General features: G+C 37.1%; 20 protein-coding genes. 15 read left to right on the top strand and 5 right to left on the bottom strand.

All coding sequences use genetic code 11. The features are described 5' to 3' along the window. Positions 1–160 precede the first annotated feature (160 nt). Genes QNH17_RS21985 through zur form a run of 3 tightly spaced genes read left to right on the top strand, consistent with a single transcriptional unit; the run spans position 161 to position 2,188 of the window. Positions 161–934: a metal ABC transporter ATP-binding protein gene (locus tag QNH17_RS21985; RefSeq protein ID WP_283875139.1), complete on the top strand. Its 774-nt coding sequence runs from the start codon at positions 161–163 to the stop codon at positions 932–934. Next, a complete protein-coding gene (locus tag QNH17_RS21980; RefSeq protein ID WP_283875137.1) occupies positions 931–1,788 on the top strand; it encodes a metal ABC transporter permease in 858 nt (285 codons plus the stop codon). Before QNH17_RS21985 ends, QNH17_RS21980 begins: the two co-directional genes overlap by 4 nt. Beyond that, positions 1,778–2,188 (top strand): zinc uptake transcriptional repressor Zur, encoded by a 411-nt coding sequence (gene zur / locus QNH17_RS21975; protein ID WP_283875135.1) that lies wholly within the window; start codon positions 1,778–1,780, stop codon positions 2,186–2,188. Before QNH17_RS21980 ends, zur begins: the two co-directional genes overlap by 11 nt. Before the next feature lie 43 nt (positions 2,189–2,231). Here the strand turns inward: zur and QNH17_RS21970 are convergent, their stop codons facing one another. Next, the gene (locus QNH17_RS21970; RefSeq protein WP_283875133.1) at positions 2,232–2,825 is read right to left on the bottom strand and encodes a 5' nucleotidase, NT5C type; all 594 of its coding nucleotides are present in this window, start codon (positions 2,823–2,825) and stop codon (positions 2,232–2,234) included. 196 nt (positions 2,826–3,021) lie between these two features. Here QNH17_RS21970 and QNH17_RS29900 point away from each other — a divergent pair, with 196 nt between their 5' ends. Next, positions 3,022–3,504, top strand: a complete 483-nt coding sequence (locus QNH17_RS29900; RefSeq protein ID WP_335694448.1) for a DUF4190 domain-containing protein — start codon at positions 3,022–3,024, stop codon at positions 3,502–3,504. Positions 3,505–3,560: 56 nt separating this feature from the next. On the opposite strand, the gene ispG is transcribed toward QNH17_RS29900, so the two are convergent. The 3 genes from ispG to QNH17_RS21950 form a co-directional block, all read right to left on the bottom strand. Next, on the bottom strand, positions 3,561–4,661 hold the full coding sequence (gene ispG, locus QNH17_RS21960) for a flavodoxin-dependent (E)-4-hydroxy-3-methylbut-2-enyl-diphosphate synthase (protein ID WP_283879572.1): 1,101 nt from the start codon (positions 4,659–4,661) through the stop codon (positions 3,561–3,563). 117 nt (positions 4,662–4,778) lie between these two features. After that, entirely contained in the window at positions 4,779–5,111 is a 333-nt protein-coding gene (locus QNH17_RS21955; RefSeq protein WP_283875131.1) for a hypothetical protein, read from the bottom strand. A 98-nt stretch (positions 5,112–5,209) separates the two neighbouring features. Beyond that, complete coding sequence (locus QNH17_RS21950) at positions 5,210–5,983, bottom strand: DUF1189 domain-containing protein (RefSeq protein WP_283875129.1); 774 nt, start codon at positions 5,981–5,983, stop codon at positions 5,210–5,212. 174 nt (positions 5,984–6,157) lie between these two features. Between QNH17_RS21950 and QNH17_RS21945 the strand changes: the two genes are divergently transcribed. After that, positions 6,158–6,640 (top strand): DUF456 domain-containing protein, encoded by a 483-nt coding sequence (locus QNH17_RS21945; RefSeq protein WP_283875128.1) that lies wholly within the window; start codon positions 6,158–6,160, stop codon positions 6,638–6,640. A gap of 32 nt (positions 6,641–6,672) precedes the next feature. On the opposite strand, the gene QNH17_RS21940 is transcribed toward QNH17_RS21945, so the two are convergent. Next, positions 6,673–7,368, bottom strand: a complete 696-nt coding sequence (locus QNH17_RS21940) for a Crp/Fnr family transcriptional regulator (RefSeq protein ID WP_283875127.1) — start codon at positions 7,366–7,368, stop codon at positions 6,673–6,675. Between the two features lie 345 nt (positions 7,369–7,713). Here QNH17_RS21940 and QNH17_RS21935 point away from each other — a divergent pair, with 345 nt between their 5' ends. The 10 genes from QNH17_RS21935 to QNH17_RS21890 all read left to right on the top strand — a co-directional run bounded on the left by QNH17_RS21935 (position 7,714) and on the right by QNH17_RS21890 (position 17,986). Continuing rightward, positions 7,714–8,322 (top strand): superoxide dismutase, encoded by a 609-nt coding sequence (locus tag QNH17_RS21935; protein ID WP_026563571.1) that lies wholly within the window; start codon positions 7,714–7,716, stop codon positions 8,320–8,322. 100 nt (positions 8,323–8,422) lie between these two features. Beyond that, the gene (locus QNH17_RS21930) at positions 8,423–9,652 is read left to right on the top strand and encodes an MFS transporter (RefSeq protein ID WP_283875124.1); all 1,230 of its coding nucleotides are present in this window, start codon (positions 8,423–8,425) and stop codon (positions 9,650–9,652) included. A 190-nt stretch (positions 9,653–9,842) separates the two neighbouring features. Further along, complete coding sequence (locus QNH17_RS21925; protein ID WP_283879571.1) at positions 9,843–11,921, top strand: peptidoglycan D,D-transpeptidase FtsI family protein; 2,079 nt, start codon at positions 9,843–9,845, stop codon at positions 11,919–11,921. A 193-nt stretch (positions 11,922–12,114) separates the two neighbouring features. Then, the gene (locus tag QNH17_RS21920; protein WP_283875123.1) at positions 12,115–13,029 is read left to right on the top strand and encodes a phosphate ABC transporter substrate-binding protein; all 915 of its coding nucleotides are present in this window, start codon (positions 12,115–12,117) and stop codon (positions 13,027–13,029) included. Positions 13,030–13,110: 81 nt separating this feature from the next. Beyond that, positions 13,111–14,031, top strand: coding sequence for a phosphate ABC transporter permease subunit PstC (gene pstC, locus QNH17_RS21915; protein ID WP_026563574.1), 921 nt, complete (start codon positions 13,111–13,113; stop codon positions 14,029–14,031). Then, positions 14,031–14,918 (top strand): phosphate ABC transporter permease PstA, encoded by an 888-nt coding sequence (pstA, locus tag QNH17_RS21910; protein WP_283875122.1) that lies wholly within the window; start codon positions 14,031–14,033, stop codon positions 14,916–14,918. The genes pstC and pstA overlap by 1 nt, the downstream gene beginning before the upstream one ends. Positions 14,919–14,934: 16 nt before the next feature. Then, a complete protein-coding gene (gene pstB, locus QNH17_RS21905) occupies positions 14,935–15,756 on the top strand; it encodes a phosphate ABC transporter ATP-binding protein PstB (protein WP_283875121.1) in 822 nt (273 codons plus the stop codon). Positions 15,757–15,768: 12 nt separating this feature from the next. Further along, positions 15,769–16,542: a phosphate ABC transporter ATP-binding protein PstB gene (gene pstB, locus QNH17_RS21900; protein WP_026563577.1), complete on the top strand. Its 774-nt coding sequence runs from the start codon at positions 15,769–15,771 to the stop codon at positions 16,540–16,542. 13 nt (positions 16,543–16,555) lie between these two features. Then, on the top strand, positions 16,556–17,215 hold the full coding sequence (phoU, locus tag QNH17_RS21895; protein WP_283875118.1) for a phosphate signaling complex protein PhoU: 660 nt from the start codon (positions 16,556–16,558) through the stop codon (positions 17,213–17,215). Between the two features lie 207 nt (positions 17,216–17,422). Continuing rightward, positions 17,423–17,986: a DUF4912 domain-containing protein gene (locus QNH17_RS21890; protein WP_283875117.1), complete on the top strand. Its 564-nt coding sequence runs from the start codon at positions 17,423–17,425 to the stop codon at positions 17,984–17,986. The last annotated feature ends 5 nt before the right edge of the window (positions 17,987–17,991 follow it).

Raw genomic sequence — 17,991 nt, 5'->3', positions numbered from 1 at the left:
TCCTCACCTTAATGTATGATGGAGTTCACGGAGTGTGATTAAAGATTTTCTGAAACAATTGTCTAATACAGTGTAGTTGCTTTACAATCCATCTGACCTATTGTATACTACTTGAGGTAAATCGGAATGATTCTTATAATTAAAAGGTGATGTGCAGATTATGCAATCAATTATTGAAATAAAAAAACTTTTTTATCGTTATGAAAAAGATACTGTTCTGGAGGATATCAATTTTACTGTTCCTCATGGTTCTTTTTTGGCGATTGTCGGACCTAATGGTTCGGGGAAATCAACACTGTTGAAGTTGATCTTAGGTTTACTAAAGCCGCAAAAAGGGGAAATCCATTTATTTGGTCAGGAAATAAATAAATTTAAGGATTGGCATAAAATTGGCTATGTTTCTCAAAAAGCTAATTCCTTCAACACTGGTTTTCCAGCAACTGTTTCGGAAGTGGTCGCAAGTGGTTTGACGAAAAAGCTAGGAATGTTTAAATTTTTTAAAAACGAACATGCTCAAAAAGTTCATGAAGCCTTGGATGCAGTGGGAATGACAAAGTTCAGTAATAGAAATATTGGCGAACTCTCTGGAGGTCAACAACAAAGAGTTTTTATTGCCCGTGCCCTAGTTAGTGAACCGAGTCTTCTCATTCTAGATGAACCAACCGTTGGTGTAGATGCAGAGAATGTAAGTAATTTTTATCAAATGCTTGGTGAATTAAATAAAAGTCGTGAAATTACTCTTCTATTAGTTACGCATGATATTGGGACGATCTCAGATAAAGTTTCACATGTGGCCTGCTTAAACAAACATTTGCATTTTCATGGAGAAACAAAGGAATTTGAACAACTCCGAGCAGATGATATGTCTAAAGCCTATGGGCACGATGTTCACCTGCTTGCCCATCATCATGAGCACGGAGGCGTTATAAGATGATTCAGGGAATATTCCATTATGAATTTTTACAAAATGCCTTTATAACTGGGATGATGATCGGGATTATTGCCCCGTTACTGGGTGTGTTTGTTGTTGTCAGGAGATTATCATTAATAGCAGATGCTTTAAGCCATGTGACATTAGCTGGAATAGCAGCGAGTTTGCTTCTAGAAAGAAATGTGGCCATGATGGCAGGTTTGAATCCACTATATATAGGAATGGTTTTTTCTGTTGGAGGATCACTATTCATCGAGAAACTTAGAAGTGTCTACAAGCACTACCAAGAACTTGCGATTCCAATTATCCTTTCGAGCGGGATTGGCTTAAGCGTCATATTTATTTCACTCGCCAATGGCTTTAATACAGACCTGTTCAGTTATTTGTTCGGCAGTGTCTCCGCTGTTAGCAGAACAGATTTATGGGTCGTTTTTATTATTGGAATTTTAGTGATTCTGGTGATTATTTTATTATATAAAGAACTGTTTTTACTATCTTTTGATGAGGAACATGCAAAAGCCTCCGGCATTGCAGCGAAAAGTATTCATTTCATATTTATTGTCATGGTTGCCTTGGTCATCGCTGCATCGATGAGAATTGTTGGGATTTTATTGGTGTCATCACTAATGACATTACCTGTTGCTGCCAGTATTAGGATAGCCAGAGGATTTAAACAAACCATCTTCTTATCTGTTTTATTTGGGGAAGTTTCAGTTCTTGGTGGCTTGTTTACAGCCTACTACCTGGATTTGGCTCCCGGTGGAACGATTGTGATGATTGCCGTTCTCATCCTAATTATCTCCATCTTTTATAAAAAATTCTTAATCCATAAGGGGGGGCAGCCAGGTGAACGTTGATGAAGCGATTCAATATTTAAAAGAAAAAGGATTTAAACAAACTGGTAAAAGAGAAGATATGCTGCAATTATTTGCAGATAGTGATAAATATTTAACGGCTAAGGACGTTTTGGATCACCTCAAAGATGATTATCCTGGTCTGAGTTTTGATACAATTTATCGAAATCTCTCTTTATTTGTCAATATGGGAATTCTAGAGATGACTGAGTTATCAGGGGAAAAGCATTTCCGTTTTTCATGTTCTAGGCAACACCATCATCATCATTTTATCTGTTTGACATGTGGAAAAACAAAAGAAATTGACACCTGCCCGATGAAAGATCTAAGTGAAAATTTAAAAGGATACGATATTTCCGGTCATAAATTTGAGATTTACGGTCTTTGTCCTAATTGTCATTAAAAAACAGCTTGTGGAGGCACAAGCTGTTTTTTATAGGTAGCTGTTAGAACGTTTGTACTAATGGGCGACTTTCCTTCATCCAATGTTCTACCCACCTCTTTGCTTCACTCCAGTTATTAACACGAATTACCCCATTTGGAATCGGGTCTTGATTATATGGTGTATCAAATAAAATGACTGGGATTTGACACTCTTCATGTATCATTACCGCATTATCATGCTTATCCTCAAAAAAGATATCCAAACTGTGTTTTTTAACGGATGCGACTTTGTCGTGTGAACCGATTAATTCGATGTGATCAAAGGTTAAACCATTATCAATAAACCATTTAATTGTAATATCAAGTAGATGAGAACTACGAGCACTGATGAAAAACAATTCATGCTCATTTTCCCATTTTTTTAGGACATGTTCTGCTCCAGTTGCAAGAGGGGAGTTGGCATAGATGGTCGGTTCGTTTTCTGTGAACCATTCAGCAAAAACTTTTTCAGAGACATTTACATATGGCGTATATTCATATTGGGTAACGTCCTCATACGAGATGTTCAGGCCAAATGCTTTATTAATAAAAGGTAGGATTGATGATTTTGGACAAGTTACAGTTCCATCGATATCGATGCCAAATCTTTTTTTCATGTGTAGACTCACTTTCTTATTTCTTTTCCGTATCTCTTTATATTTTACCAAAGTATTGGGTTCAATAAAGTAACTATTTACAATTAATTTTTGAAAATAGAAATAAAAAACTATTTTAGGCAAACATTGACATACTAAAATACATTCGGAAGCAAACAATAATTAATGCTCCTATTACTGAAAGTGAGGGATTAGGATGGCAGACGAAAGAGACACGAAAGTGCAAGAGGCTCTTCAAAGCTCGACTATTGGTCAAGATATACCCAATTCTCCTACATCATTTAGGGAGGAAACCGCATCAGAATTTACTGAACCCATTAAGGCTCACTACACTTTGAAAAAAGAAGAGTCTACACCACGGATTGGTGCTTCGGTTCCGATACGATCTTCTGAATATAGGGAAGAAACAGCTGCAGAGATTGCTGCACCTGTTCCTCTTATTCGCAGAAGGGAAACCGAAGGGGGAAGGGAAAAAGCTGCTGGTGGCACAGGTGTTGGGACGCTTGCGTTAGTGCTTTCGATTTTATCACTATTTGTTATGCCGATACTTTTTGGTGCTGCAGGGATTGTGTTAGGCTTCGTTGCAAGAAGAAGAGGGGCCAATGGTTTAGGTGCATGGGCAATTGGTATCGGTGCAATTTCAATTGTAATCGGTATCTTTATTCTTCCGTTCTTTTAACGTAAACCTGCATAGGAGCAAAAAGAAACCCGGTGATTACACCGGGTTTCTTCATGTTATTGAATGACCTTTTCTTCTTCTGCCTTTTTTTGAAAGTACTCTTCAGCGATTTGGTCGATTTCCTTTTTCAATTCCTCAACTAATTGCGCTTCAGGAACCTTGCGGACAATCTCACCCTTCCTGAATAATAACCCTTCACCACGAGCACCGGCGATCCCAATATCAGCTTCACGAGCCTCACCAGGACCGTTAACAGCACAGCCTAATACCGCTACTTTAATCGGTGCTTTGATTTTTTCAATGTATTCTTCTACCTCATTTGCAATACTGATTAAATCAATTTCAATCCGGCCGCAAGTCGGGCATGAGATCAATGTGGCAGCATTTGATGATAGGCCGAAAACCTTTAATAGCTCTCTCGCTACCTTTACTTCTTGAACAGGGTCAGCGCTAAGGGAAACGCGTAGCGTGTTCCCGATTCCTTTGTGTAAAATAGTCCCTAAACCAGCCGCACTTTTTATGCTTCCAGCAAAAAGAGTACCTGATTCAGTAATCCCAAGATGAAGAGGATAATCAAATGCCATAGATGCCTTCTCATAGGCTTCAATCGCTAGGTTTACATCAGATGCCTTCATAGAGACAATAATGTCATGAAAATCCAAATCCTCAAGTATTTTAATATGATGAAGAGCACTCTCAACCATGCCATCAGCTGTTGGATAACCATATTTTTCTAAAATTCTCTTCTCAAGCGAACCTGCATTTACGCCAATTCGAATCGGAATACCACGTTCTTTAGCAGCTTTAACGACAGCTTCGACTTTTTCACGTTTTCCGATATTTCCTGGATTAATTCTAATTTTATCTGCTCCGCCTTCAATAGCTTTAAGAGCCAATTTATAATCAAAATGGATATCGACAACCAGTGGAATGTTGATTCTTTTCTTTATTTCAGGAATGGCATTTGCGGCACGTTCATCGGGACAAGCCACCCGAACAATCTGACAGCCTGCTTCCTCAAGACGTTTTATTTCAGCAACAGTTGCTTCCACATCATGTGTTTTTGTTGTGGTCATACTTTGGATAAACAATTCGTTACTCCCGCCAATTGTTAAGTTACCTACTTTAATTGGACGGGTCTTTGTGCGATGTATTATTTCACTCACGTGTAATTCGCTCCTTCAAAATGGGATTCGAATAAGGTTTATATAAACAATCCGCCTTTTATTTTATCAGCCTTTCACTATTTTTGACAAGAATAAGCATTATCCTCTTTATTTTGAGTAATCAGGGAAATGATATGTAGAGCCAATTTGAATTTTTTCTGGCGTTTCCCCAGGGTTTAGTTTTCGAAAGTCTTGAATCAAGTCATTAATTGAGACAGGAAGGGGTTTATCCAGTTGATGTTCTACAATTGATATCACGGTTTCTCCAGGTTCCACCTTTGCTTCAAACGAAGGCAGGTCAGATTTCTGTTGTAGTTTTGGTACTTCAATTTTCGCATCGACCTGCTGTGTTAGTGAAGTTGGGAGAGTACCAACAGTTAAGTCAATATATATGACATATATAATTAAAACGGCTAATAAGAAACCAAATAATTTTTTCATCGGACAAGCCTCCAAAATGACAGTTTGTACATAGGTATGCTTGTCCATTAATAAAAAGAACGAGTATATAAAAAAAAAGCACCCGCAATGGGCGCAGTTTAGTTTACTTTTTTGGGTTTCGGAATTTCCTTTATCGCTAAAGATAATACGACAATTACGACAAACCAATTAATCATAAAGCTGCTAGGTACCGTTGTTTTAATGGCAGCCATGATGGTGAAAAAGAGGGTAGGCAATGTTTCGCTGTAAGCGGCCATTCTCCATAATTGCCGGTAATTTAAGTTTCTTCCAATAAGATTTTTAAGTAACAATCCAATTAAAGCCAATACTGTGACTTCAATAAAACTGCCAGCACTTGCAAATAAGTAAATAAATAATGCTCCTACAGGGATGATGATCCATTTCATACCGCCAATTCCGTTAATAAAATCGACGAAGTTCCCTTTTGTTATGGCTACACCTTCTAACATTGAATAGGGGTATGTCTCAACTCTGCCCCCAGCTGCAAATACAAATTGATCCTCCAATAATGCAAAAGCATTGCCTTCATCCTCTACATCATCGTCAGTAATAGCACCTGTTGGGTCGAGAATGATTGTAAAGTCATCCTTATTAATGGTAATTGGAACTTTGGTATCCGCCGTTAAATGTCCGTCTTCAATTGAAAAATCAGGTAATTTATCATTGATAATTGTCTCTGCACTTTCCAATCCAGTGGTAAGAGCTGTGCTTAAATAAATAACGGACGGGAGAATCGAAATAAAGGTTAAGAAAAAGACATATAAGATTGTCTTTCCGATTCCTTGAAACCGAAACAAGGCAATATCCTTTGGAGAATAGATACTTTTATAAAGTTGTTTAAAAATATTCATAATGACCACCTCTACACAAATACAATAAATGCTTCCGCATCTATTGTATCTTTAGTAAAGGGTTTATACAAGAAATGACACTGTCTATTTAATATTTGAAACCAAACATAAGTTTAATCGTATGTAGGAATGTATACATTTAATAATAACAATAAGTTATGAGGGATGAGTAGAATGGAAATGATTTATTGGAGCATCATCATCGTATTATTTATTGTCGCATTTGTTGGTCTGATTTACCCGATTATTCCAAGTGTATTGTTTTTATTAGCTGGGTTTTTATTATATGGAGTCTTTTTTAGTTTTGAACCCTTTCAATGGTATTTTTGGTTGATACAAGGTTTGTTTATCGTCCTTCTTTTTATTGCTGACTACATTGCTAATATGATTGGAATTAAAAAATATGGCGGGTCTAAGGCGGGTGTCTGGGGGAGTACGATTGGTATTTTGGTGGGGCCTTTTGTTATTCCTTTTTTAGGAATTCTCATCGGCCCTTTTATCGGGGCCATTGCTGCGGAACTAATCTTTAACAAAAGAAGTTTCATGGAAAGTATAAAAGTTGGATTTGGGTCAGTGATTGGATTCATAAGTAGTGTTGTCACAAAAACTATTATTCAAATAATCATGGTCATCTTCTTTTTCATCGTCGTACTTTAATAGAAAAAAGCCACCTGTGTGGCTTTTTTCAACTAATTTAATCCACATATTTCAAAGGAGCAGTTTTGGCAGTCGACTTCTTCTTTTAAGTGGTTCAGTTTTTTTATCGTAAATTTCTGATTATCATAGGAAATAATATTCTTTTCGCGCAGTTCTTTTAAAGAGCGTTGAATTACTTCACGTGTTCCGAATGTTAAATTAGCAAGTTCCTGATGTGTTAACGGAAGGTCAATTAAAATACCATCTTCTGTTTTTATTCCATATGAATTACATAGACGGATGAGGATTGAATATAAACCGCCTTTTTTTCCGTTCATAATAAGATCCTGGCATTTCATTTGTGCCTTTAAATAACCTGTACTTAACCATGTAACCAGAGCATTCATTGCCTCAGGGTCTGTCAAAATGAAATCTTCAAATTGCTCTTTTTTTATTAGAATCATTTCACAATCAGTCAATGTTTTTGCATAAAATTGATAATGAGGATTCTCTTTGAAAAGTTGGTATTCAACAATTAATTCTTGATCGTTTAAGATTTTTAAGATAAAATCCTTGCCGCGTAAATGAACTCTTCCAAGTGAGATACTCCCTTTAAGTAATAAGTAGACATACTGGGCAGCATCTTTTTCTTGAAAAAGAACTGAACCAGCTTTTATTTTTTGAATGGGTTCTTTTTTTTGAAAAAAAGCAGCTAATAAATTATATATAGAAGAACGGTTTAATTGCATAGTAAATCACTCCTTAGGTACCACTTCCCTTTGATTTAAATAAATAATTTATTAAGTGTCAATATGTCTAATACATGATTTGGAAGTGACAAAAGTCGGATATGACAAAAACCGTTGACAGATTGCCCTTTAGGTAAAAGGTGACAATTTTTCGAAAAATTACGAATGGATGGCTCAATCCTATATTTTTGAATAATATCCTACATAATGGGAATGGTAATTATGTTAAGTACCTAAGCATTTTATTTGATACAAATAACCAACTTTGGTATCTTAAGGAGGAAAGCTTTAGAAATATTCGAAATTCTAAAGCCATAAAATCATTAATACATAGGAGGAATTAAAATGGCATTTGAATTACCACAATTACCTTATGCAGAAAACGCACTTGAACCACATATTGACAAAGAAACTATGAATATTCACCACACAAGACACCACAACACATATGTAACAAATTTAAATAACGCTTTAGCTGGTAATGAAGAATTACTTTCAAAATCAGTTGAAGAGGTTATTGCTAATTTGGATGCGGTTCCAGAGGCTGCTCGTACAGCTGTTCGTAACAATGGCGGCGGTCACGCTAACCATTCTTTATTCTGGCAAATCCTTTCACCAAATGGAGGCGGTGCTCCAACAGGTGAATTAGCTGACGCAATCAGCAGCAAATTTGGCAGCTTCGAAAGCTTTAAAGAAGAGTTTGCTAAAGCAGCAACTACTCGTTTCGGATCTGGCTGGGCATGGTTATCTGTAAACAATGGTGAGTTAGAAGTTTCTAGTACACCAAACCAAGATTCTCCACTAATGGAAGGAAAGACGCCAATTCTTGGTCTTGATGTTTGGGAGCACGCTTACTACTTAAACTATCAAAACAAGCGCCCTGACTATATTTCCGCTTTCTGGAATGTAGTAAATTGGGATGAAGTGTCAAAACGCTACAGCCAAGCAAAATAATATTAATGAAAAAAGGCAGCCATTTGGTTGTCTTTTTTTTTATGTGAATAAGAAAAACTAGCTTGATAAAGACTACCCATAAGATAAAGGGGAGTTTTTAATGGCCAAAAAATTTAAGATACTGGGTGATGTTAAACTTACAAAAGATTTATCACTATTACTGATTATTGGAGGGCTTTACTCATTAAGCATTGCTTTGTCTAACACCTTTGTGAATATTTATCTATGGAAACAGACGGGGAAATACTCAGATATCGCCTTCTATAACCTATCGATAGTGATTCTACAATTGCTTACATTTATCTTAGCAGGACGATGGGCGAAAAAAATTGACAGGGTAATCGTGCTTAGAATTGGTGTCATTTTTTTAGCTCTATTTTATGTAATGGTTTTAGTATTTGGCACAAATGCTTCAACCTATTTACTTCTCTTAGGAAGTTTTTTAGGAGTAGGGTATGGTTTTTATTGGCTAGCCTACAATGTGTTAACATTTGAAATTACCGAACCAGATACAAGAGATTTTTTTAATGGCTTTTTAGGAATATTATCATCTGCAGGGGGGATGATTGGACCCATTGCTGCAGGAATCATCATTACAAGATTTGAAAAGTATACTGGTTACACAATTGTTTTTGGGCTCTCACTCGCATTATTTGCACTTGCGGTTTTTATGAGCTTTTCGTTGAAACCACGACCATCGTCAGGCAGCTATTGCTTTATGCAAATTCTACATGAAAGAAAACAAAATGAAAATTGGCGTTTAATTACAAATGCTAACTTCTTTCAGGGCTTGAGGGAAGGTACCTTTGCATTTGTTATCTCCGTTTTTGTTTACCTTTCGACGGGAAGTGAATTGTCTCTAGGTACATTTGGTCTCCTTAATTCAGGCGTATCATTTGTAGCCTATTATTTTGCTTCACGATTAATAAAACAAAAAAATCGTAAAAAAGCGATTCTAATCGGTGGGATTATTTTATATGCAGCTGTTCTGATAATTGTTTGGGACGTTAATTTTGTCAAATTGCTAATCTATGGCGGGATGATTGCAATCGCTTATCCGCTTTTACTCGTCCCGTATATGTCAACTACATACGATGTTATTGGAACCGGATGGAAGGCTGCAGAAATGAGGATTGAATATATTGTTGTCAGAGAAATATACTTGAATCTCGGCAGGATTGTATCTATATTATCCTTTTTAGCAGCTATCACTTGGTTTAAAGCTGAAAACAGTATTCCCATTCTCCTTCTCATTTTAGGTGCCGGGCATACATGCATCTATTTTTTTCTTAAAAGGGTACACTTACCAGTCCCGGAATGCGTTGAGTAAATTAATTACTCAGCGCCTTTTTTTCTTTGGCATTTTTACCTTAGAAATTGGTAAGGGTTTTTCATAGAAAAAAGCAGACTTATCCTATAAAATAGAGAAAGTTAAGCTTAAGCCGTGAAAAAGGAAGTGTTTTTATCCCTTGAATAATAAAAAGAAAAAAAAGAAGGAACATGTGCCATTTCGTTTAAACATGTTATTCTTTGTGGTATTCATGCTATTTTCTGTCCTCATTCTTAGACTTGGTGAATTACAAATCGTTTTTGGTGATGATTTTAAACGTGAAATTGAGCGGACAGAAGATGTTACAGTAAATAACCCGGTCCCAAGAGGAAAAATGTTTGACCGTAATGGGAAAATTATTGTTGATAATACGCCATTGAACGCAATTACTTACACGAAATATCAACAAACAACCCAAGAGGAAATGTTGGAAAGTGCAGCGAAATTAGCAAAAATCATTGACAAAACTGAAGATGCAAAGAAAGTTCCTATTCGGGATAGAAAGGATTATTGGATCTTAAAACATCCCGAAGAAGCAAAAGCAAAAATTACTGAAAAAGAATGGGCACTCTATAAACAAGAAAAGTTAGACGATAAGCAAATTTATAAACTTCAGATCGATCGGATAACTGATAAAGAAGTAAAAAGTATTGTTGGCGAAGAGCTCGAAACTCTTGCCATCTATAGAGTCTTTAACAGTGGTTATGCCTTAACACCACAAATTGTTAAAAACAAAGACGTAACACCTGAAGAATTTGCGGTTGTTAGTGAAAACTTAGAAAATTTGCCTGGTGTTGATACAACAACAGATTGGACACGAAAGTATGTTTTTGGGAAGACACTAAAGTCAATATTAGGAGATGTTACTACCTCCGAAGCAGGGATTCCCAAGGAGCAGTTAGAAAAATATATAGCCCGTGACTACAGCCGTAATGACCGAGTCGGAAAAAGTTATCTTGAATTAAAATACGAGGATGTCTTGCATGGTCAAAAGGCAAAAGTGAAAAATGTAACAGATAAGACGGGAAAAATCCTTTCAACAGAAGTAGTTTCGGAAGGCAAAAGAGGAAAAGATCTTGTTTTAACGATTGATATGGATCTTCAGAAGAAGGTAGAAAAAATCATCGAAGAAGAAATGTGGAGTGCAAAGCAAAAACCAAATACCGCCCTTCTCGACCGTGCATTTGTTGTTTTGATGGATCCTCATACCGGTGAAGTCTTATCACTGGCTGGAAAACAAATTAGTAAAGATAAAAAAGGAAAAACAGTCATGAATGACTTTGCTGGAGGAAATATTACGACTTCCTATAACGTTGGGTCTGCAGTAAAAGGGGCAACGATTTTAACTGGTTATAAAACGGGGGCAATTCAACCTGGTTCGACACAACTAGATGAGCCTTTGAGAATTGCTAGTTCCCCAGTTATGTCTTCATGGAGAACATTTGGCCGAATCAATGATTTAAGGGCGCTACAGGTTTCTTCCAACGTATATATGTGGAAAACTGTCATTGCGATGGCGGGTGGACAGTATCGAGCTAATCAGCCATTACCGCTCGATTATTCAGCCTTTGATACGATGCGGCAGTCATTTAGTCAGTTTGGTTTAGGGACGCGTACTGGGATTGACCTGCCTAATGAAATGAGCGGCTTTCCAGGTCCTGAAAAAACTCCTGGTTTACTCCTTTTCCTATCGATTGGTCAGTATGATACGTATACACCAATCCAACTCGCTCAGTATGTTTCCACGATAGCAAATGGTGGTAATCGTATCCAGCCCCATCTAGTGAAGGAAATTCGTGAGCCAGTTATGGAAAATAATGAGTTAGGCCCGATTGTAGAGGAAATCCAACCTAAAGTATTAAACCGATTGGATATGAAGGAATCTTGGATTAAGCGAGTGCAAGAAGGTTTTCGAATGGTCATGCAAGTAGGTGACGGTACTGCTGTAAGTTACTTTAAGAGTGCAGATTATTCCCCTGCAGGAAAAACAGGAACGGCACAGGCGTTTTATGATGGATCTGATAAATCAAAGCGTGGCACAGAAGTTATGAACCTAAGCCTCGTGAGCTTTGCACCATCTGATAATCCCGAGGTAGCCATGGCTGTTGTCGTACCTTGGGCATATCAAGGAAACAGCGGTCCAAGTATTAATAACCTAATAGGGCGAAGAGTCTTGGATGCATATTTTGATTTAAAGAAAGAACGTCAAGAAAAAGAAAAAAAATCAACATCTGAACAAAAGGAAGAAACCACAAGTAACAACGAGTAAACTCAACAACCCAAACACCTGTCTCTCAAGTCGGAGACAGGTGTTTTTTTATACATAATTTACAAAAACTCAACATTCATTTACAAAACCTTTACATTCAATTAAAACTCAGTTAACAGTTGAGGTTTATTCTTATTCATGTAAGGCAGAACAAATAACAAACAAACCAAATTTCACAGGGGGAATTAAACAAATGAAAAGCTTAAAGAAATTCGGCTTATTACTTACTCTTGCCGCATTAATGGTATTTGCAGCTGCATGTGGCGGAGCTTCTACTGATAAAAACGAAGGAACTGATAATAAAGATTCTAAGACCACTGAACTCTCTGGCACTTTAAGCGTTTCCGGTTCCTCTGCGATGCAGCCATTAGTTGCCGCTGCTGCTGAAGAATTTATGGCTGAAAACCCAAATGTCGATATTCAGGTAAATGCGGGTGGATCTGGTACAGGCCTATCGCAAGTTGCTGAAGGATCAGTACAGATTGGTAACTCTGACGTATTCGCGGAAGAAAAAGAAGGTATCCCAGCAGATCAGCTTGTTGACCATAAAGTAGCTGTTGTGGGTATGACTGCTGCAGTTAACCCTAAAGTTGGAATTAAAGATATTAAAAAAGCAGATTTAATTAAAGTTTTCACTGGTAAAATTACGAACTGGAAAGAACTTGGCGGAGCAGACCAGAAAATTGTTCTTGTGAATCGTCCAGACTCTTCAGGAACACGTGCAGTATTCAATAAGTTCGCTCTTGATGGTGCTACACCTGCTGAAGGAATTACCGAAGATTCATCAAACACAGTTAAAAAGATTATTAATGAAACTGATGGTGCAGTTGGTTACCTTGCATTCTCATACTTCACTGACGAATCTGTCACACCACTTGCAATCGATGGCGTAGAACCAACAGAAGAAAATGTACAATCTGGTAAATTCCCAGTTTGGGCTTATCAACACTCTTATACAAAAGGTGAAGCAAAAGATCTTGCTAAAGCGTTCCTTGATTACTTAATGTCTGACGATATCCAAAACACTCTATTAAAAGAACAAGGATATCTTCCTGTTACAAAAATGAAAGTAGAACGCGATGCTGAAGGGAATCAAAAAGACCTTTAGAAATCGGGTTGAATAATGAAAGGGTAAATGCTAGTAGGCATTTACCCTATTATGACGTATTTTAGGGGTGTTTGGTGCATTATGGAAAAGTTAGTACCTGCAAAAGACAGATTGTTAAAGTCTAAGAAAAATTGGCTGGATGGGGAATTACGCGGGAAAATTCTCGTTATCTTGTGTGCTGTCATAATGATATCAGCAACAATCTCGATCACCATTTTCTTGGGCTCAAAGGGTTTGCAATCCTTTATTAAAAATGGTGTAAGTCTTATTGAATTCATAACCAGTACTCATTGGAACCCTACAAATCAAGCGAAACCTGAATATGGAGCGTTACCGTTTATTTTTGGCTCATTTGCGGTAACCTTTCTATCAGCCATTGTTGCAGCACCATTAGGTATTGGCGGAGCCATTTTTATGACAGAAATTGCACCCTCATGGGGTAGAAAGATTTTGCAGCCAGTCATAGAACTTTTGGTTGGAATTCCATCTGTTGTTTATGGCTTCATTGGGCTTACAGTGTTAGTCCCATTTATTAGGGAGCATGTGGGCGGACTTGGTTTTAGCTTGCTATCAGGTACGATTGTTTTATCAATTATGATTTTGCCGACTGTAACAACGATTGCAACAGATGCGATGAGTTCACTGCCTAAAAATCTTCGTGAAGGTTCGTATGCTCTCGGCGCTACTCGCTGGCAGACGATACGGAAAGTATTAATACCTGCAGCATTACCTACCCTCTTAACTGCTATTGTTCTTGGTATGGCAAGAGCATTTGGAGAAGCTCTTGCAGTTCAAATGGTCATCGGTAACGTGAGGGACTTACCAACAAGCTTACTAGACGCATCAGCAACCTTAACGACAATTATTACTTTAAACATGGGTCATACAACATACGGTAGTGTAGAAAATAATACCCTATGGTCAATGGGCTTAATTTTATTAATCATGTCGTTCGCATTTATTCTCCTCATTCGCTACCTATCGTCAAGGAGGAAAATGTAATGAACAGTAAAACTGCAGATCGAATTGCTACAGGCGTATTTATTACAATTGCAATCATAATCATTTCTATTTTAGTTGGTTTATTTTATTATATTTTGGTTAATGGACTTAAACATATTTCTCTTGAATTTTTAACCACTCCATCAAGCAATGTACGTGCAGGTGGGGGAATTCGCGACCAATTGTTCAATTCATTTTATATATTATTTATTACGATGTTAATTGCTCTTCCGTTAGGTATAGGCGGGGGGATCTATATGGCGGAATACGCTAAGCCAGGAAAAATTACAGACATAATCCGTTCTTGTATAGAAGTTTTAGCTTCGCTGCCATCTATTGTTATCGGGATGTTTGGCCTATTAATGTTCGTTAATTTAACAGGCTGGGGATACACCATTTTGGGAGGAGCCTTAGCATTAACTGTTTTCAACTTACCGGTAATTGTTCGTGTCAGTGAGGATGCTATTCGTGCAGTCCCAAGAGATTTGAAAGAGGCAAGTCTTGCGTTAGGGATTACCAAGTGGCATACGATAAAAACTGTTTTATTACCTAGTGCTTTTCCATCTATTTTAACGGGAGCGATTCTTGCTGCAGGGCGTGTATTTGGGGAAGCAGCTGCGCTATTATTTACTGCTGGACTTTCAACACCAAGACTTGATTACGCAAACTGGAATCCATTTTCCGCTCAATCACCATTAAATATCTTCCGGCCGGCTGAAACGCTTGCTGTTCACATTTGGTCCGTAAACACACAAGGGTTAATACCTGATGTTGAAGAAGTTTCCAATGGGTCGGCTGCTGTTTTAGTATTATCGGTATTAGTATTTAACTTACTTGCAAGGTGGATTGGAAGTATGATTCATAAGAAAGTTACTGCATCTAAATAAAAGGCGGGGAGATAGGATGGTTACAGCTTTTGAGGAAAAGGAAATAGTAAACCCAGCTGTTCGGTCAAACAGCCAATTACAAAATGATCTAATATTAGAGGTAAATAATTTAGAAATATTCTATGGAGAAAAACGAGCAGTAAATGGAATTTCAATGAATATAGAAAAAAATTCTGTTACTGCCCTAATCGGTCCGTCCGGTTGTGGTAAGTCGACTTTTTTAAGAAGTATCAATCGAATGAATGATCTCATTCCAGGTGCAAGGGCAGAGGGAGAAATCATTTATGAAGATCTTAATATCTTGTCGGAGCAAATAGATGTTGTTGCTCTCCGTAAGGAAATTGGCATGGTTTTTCAAAAACCCAACCCTTTTCCAAAATCAATTTATGAAAATATTACGCATGCCCTTAAGTTTGCTGGAATTAAGAAAAAAAGTAAACTGGATGAAATTGTCGAAGAGAGTTTGAAAAAAGCTGCATTGTGGGAAGAGGTAAAGGACAGGCTTCATAAATCTGCACTATCCCTTTCAGGCGGTCAGCAGCAGCGTCTTTGCATTGCTAGGACGATTGCAATGAAACCTACGGTCATGCTTCTTGATGAGCCATCATCGGCGCTAGATCCGATATCCAATGCAAAAGTGGAGGATTTAATCGTTGATTTAAAAAAGGAATATTCGATAATCATCGTTACCCATAATATGCAGCAGGCATCCCGTATTTCCGATAAAACAGCCTTCTTTTTGAGCGGTGATATCATTGAATATGATTATACTGAAAAGATTTTTACCAATCCATCTGTTAAAAAGACAGAGGAATATATCTCTGGAAGGTTTGGATAAGGGGGAAAAGTTGTGGAAACTTCAACATTAACCAGACAGGTTTTTGATATAAAAGACCTGAATTTATGGTATGGTGAGCATCATGCATTAAAAAACATCAATTTTCCGATCAACAAGAAAGAGGTTACCGCTATCATCGGTCCCTCGGGATGTGGTAAATCTACATTTATTAAAACACTAAACTTGATGATTAATATGGTCCCAAATGTAAAAATGACGGGCGAAATTAATATTAATGGCCAAAATATTTTAGATAAGAAAGTGGATCTCGTCGATTTACGCAAACACGTGGGAATGGTTTTTCAGAAGGGAAATCCCTTTCCGCAATCTATTTTTGATAATGTTGCCTATGGGCCAAGAGTCCATGGGATCACAAAAAAGAAGCATCTTGATGAAATTGTCATTAAATCACTAATGGATGTGGCGCTATGGGAGGAAGTCAAGGATCGTTTACATGCTCCTGCATTAGGACTATCAGGGGGACAACAGCAAAGGTTATGTATTGCAAGAGCACTGGCAACCAAACCAGAAGTGTTATTAATGGATGAACCTACATCTGCGTTAGACCCAATTTCTACGCTAAAGATCGAAGAGATGATTTTAGAATTAAAAGAAAAATATACGATTGTTATTGTAACCCACAACATGCAGCAGGCATCAAGGGTTTCAGATAAGACTGCATTCTTTTTAATGGGTGAATTAATCGAATTAGATTCAACATCGACAATTTTTTCAAATCCAAGAGACGAACGGACTGAAGGTTACATTACAGGAAGATTCGGATGATGAGGTGTCTACTATGAGTACAAGAGCAATTTTTGATAATAATTTAAAAGAGTTGAAAGATTTGCTTTTAACAATGGCTGAAAAATCGGAGCATGCAATCAAGGAAGCGATGATTGCTCTTATTAATCAGGATATGGAAAAGGCTAAGCAAGTTATCGATGGTGATAATGAAATCGATGATTTAGAATACGAAATAAATGATAAGGCATTATTATTAATTGCAAGACAATCACCAGTTGCGACTGATCTAAGGAAAATAAATGTAGCTTTAAAAGTATCTTCTGAGGTTGAGCGATTAGCAGATATTGCAGTAAATATTGCTAAATCAACATTGCATATAGGTAATGAAAAGCATTTTAAAGAAATAATTGATATCCCAAAAATGATGGAAATGGCCTTGGAGATGGTTTCTGATTCCATAAAGGCCTTTTATTCAGAGGATATTAAGGTTGCAAAAAACTGTGCAGAAAAAGATGATGAAGTGGATAAAATGTTTGGAATTTTAATACAAGAATTGTTAGGCCATATTCCACAAAATCCACATGCGACCAACCAAATTATTCAATTGGCATTTGTTTGCAGATATATCGAAAGAATCGCAGACCATTCAACGAATATTGCAGAACATGTTATTTACCTCGTGACAGGAAACCGAGTTAATTTAAATGCCTAAAGGACAATAGATTTGTAAAAGATAAGGAGTTTTCTGCCTTATCTTTTTTTAGTTATACGGGAAGTTATAGGTCTCAAAGTTTCCAAAAAACGACAATTTGCGTTTATTGTGCGCGTTCGCAACTGGTGGTACGATTAAATTATCATCTATTGAGAATAATTTGAAAATTTGCGCATAAATTAATCAGTTGCAGAAATGGAGGACAAAATGGTTTATGAAACTACTAAGTTAAAAGGAGATGGCAGAAATATAACAAACCATCCATCTACAGACTATCTTCCGCTTAAGAGTAAAATGATTGCTAAGCTAGTTACTCCCCGTAAAATGCTTCTCTTCTGGGAAGTATCTAACATCCCCCAAACAATTATGGAACGCTATTTTCATCTAAGTTTTGATCGACTGAACCCAGTTGTTCGAATTTATGATGTGACAGATTTGGATTTTACCGGTAAAAACGCTCACTATTTTTTTGAAATCAAGGTGCCGTATCAAAATGGACATTGGTTCATTAAAGGGTTAGTCGCAAATCGTAACTACGTAGCAGATTTAGGGATTAATATTCCGGATAAGGATTTTTTGCCACTGTTTCGCTCCAATATCATTCACACTCCAATGATGGAAATACCGAATCGAGCTGATATCAATTATGATCTAATTCAACTGAAGCAATATGAAGAGCATCTTCCAAAATGGATGGATCATAGTAGTATGTATCATTTAAACAAAAGTGTATGTTCTAATATAGCAAATGAAACACTAAATAATGAATAAAAAGG

Origin of the sequence: Neobacillus sp. SuZ13, from assembly GCF_030123365.1 — a bacterium.
In the GTDB taxonomy this organism is placed as follows: domain Bacteria; phylum Bacillota; class Bacilli; order Bacillales; family Cytobacillaceae; genus Neobacillus.
This window is presented reverse-complemented; position numbering and strand designations above follow the sequence as displayed.

Coding starts and splice junctions, on each gene's coding strand:
- QNH17_RS21985 (WP_283875139.1), top strand. CDS start 161: ATGCAATCAATTATTGAAATAAAAAAACTTTTTTATCGTTATGAAAAA.
- QNH17_RS21980 (WP_283875137.1), top strand. CDS start 931: ATGATTCAGGGAATATTCCATTATGAATTTTTACAAAATGCCTTTATA.
- QNH17_RS21970 (WP_283875133.1), bottom strand. CDS start 2,825: ATGAAAAAAAGATTTGGCATCGATATCGATGGAACTGTAACTTGTCCA.
- QNH17_RS29900 (WP_335694448.1), top strand. CDS start 3,022: ATGGCAGACGAAAGAGACACGAAAGTGCAAGAGGCTCTTCAAAGCTCG.
- QNH17_RS21955 (WP_283875131.1), bottom strand. CDS start 5,111: ATGAAAAAATTATTTGGTTTCTTATTAGCCGTTTTAATTATATATGTC.
- QNH17_RS21950 (WP_283875129.1), bottom strand. CDS start 5,983: ATGAATATTTTTAAACAACTTTATAAAAGTATCTATTCTCCAAAGGAT.
- QNH17_RS21945 (WP_283875128.1), top strand. CDS start 6,158: ATGGAAATGATTTATTGGAGCATCATCATCGTATTATTTATTGTCGCA.
- QNH17_RS21940 (WP_283875127.1), bottom strand. CDS start 7,368: ATGCAATTAAACCGTTCTTCTATATATAATTTATTAGCTGCTTTTTTT.
- QNH17_RS21935 (WP_026563571.1), top strand. CDS start 7,714: ATGGCATTTGAATTACCACAATTACCTTATGCAGAAAACGCACTTGAA.
- QNH17_RS21930 (WP_283875124.1), top strand. CDS start 8,423: ATGGCCAAAAAATTTAAGATACTGGGTGATGTTAAACTTACAAAAGAT.
- QNH17_RS21925 (WP_283879571.1), top strand. CDS start 9,843: ATGTTATTCTTTGTGGTATTCATGCTATTTTCTGTCCTCATTCTTAGA.
- QNH17_RS21920 (WP_283875123.1), top strand. CDS start 12,115: ATGAAAAGCTTAAAGAAATTCGGCTTATTACTTACTCTTGCCGCATTA.
- pstC (WP_026563574.1), top strand. CDS start 13,111: ATGGAAAAGTTAGTACCTGCAAAAGACAGATTGTTAAAGTCTAAGAAA.
- pstA (WP_283875122.1), top strand. CDS start 14,031: ATGAACAGTAAAACTGCAGATCGAATTGCTACAGGCGTATTTATTACA.
- pstB (WP_283875121.1), top strand. CDS start 14,935: ATGGTTACAGCTTTTGAGGAAAAGGAAATAGTAAACCCAGCTGTTCGG.
- phoU (WP_283875118.1), top strand. CDS start 16,556: ATGAGTACAAGAGCAATTTTTGATAATAATTTAAAAGAGTTGAAAGAT.
- QNH17_RS21890 (WP_283875117.1), top strand. CDS start 17,423: ATGGTTTATGAAACTACTAAGTTAAAAGGAGATGGCAGAAATATAACA.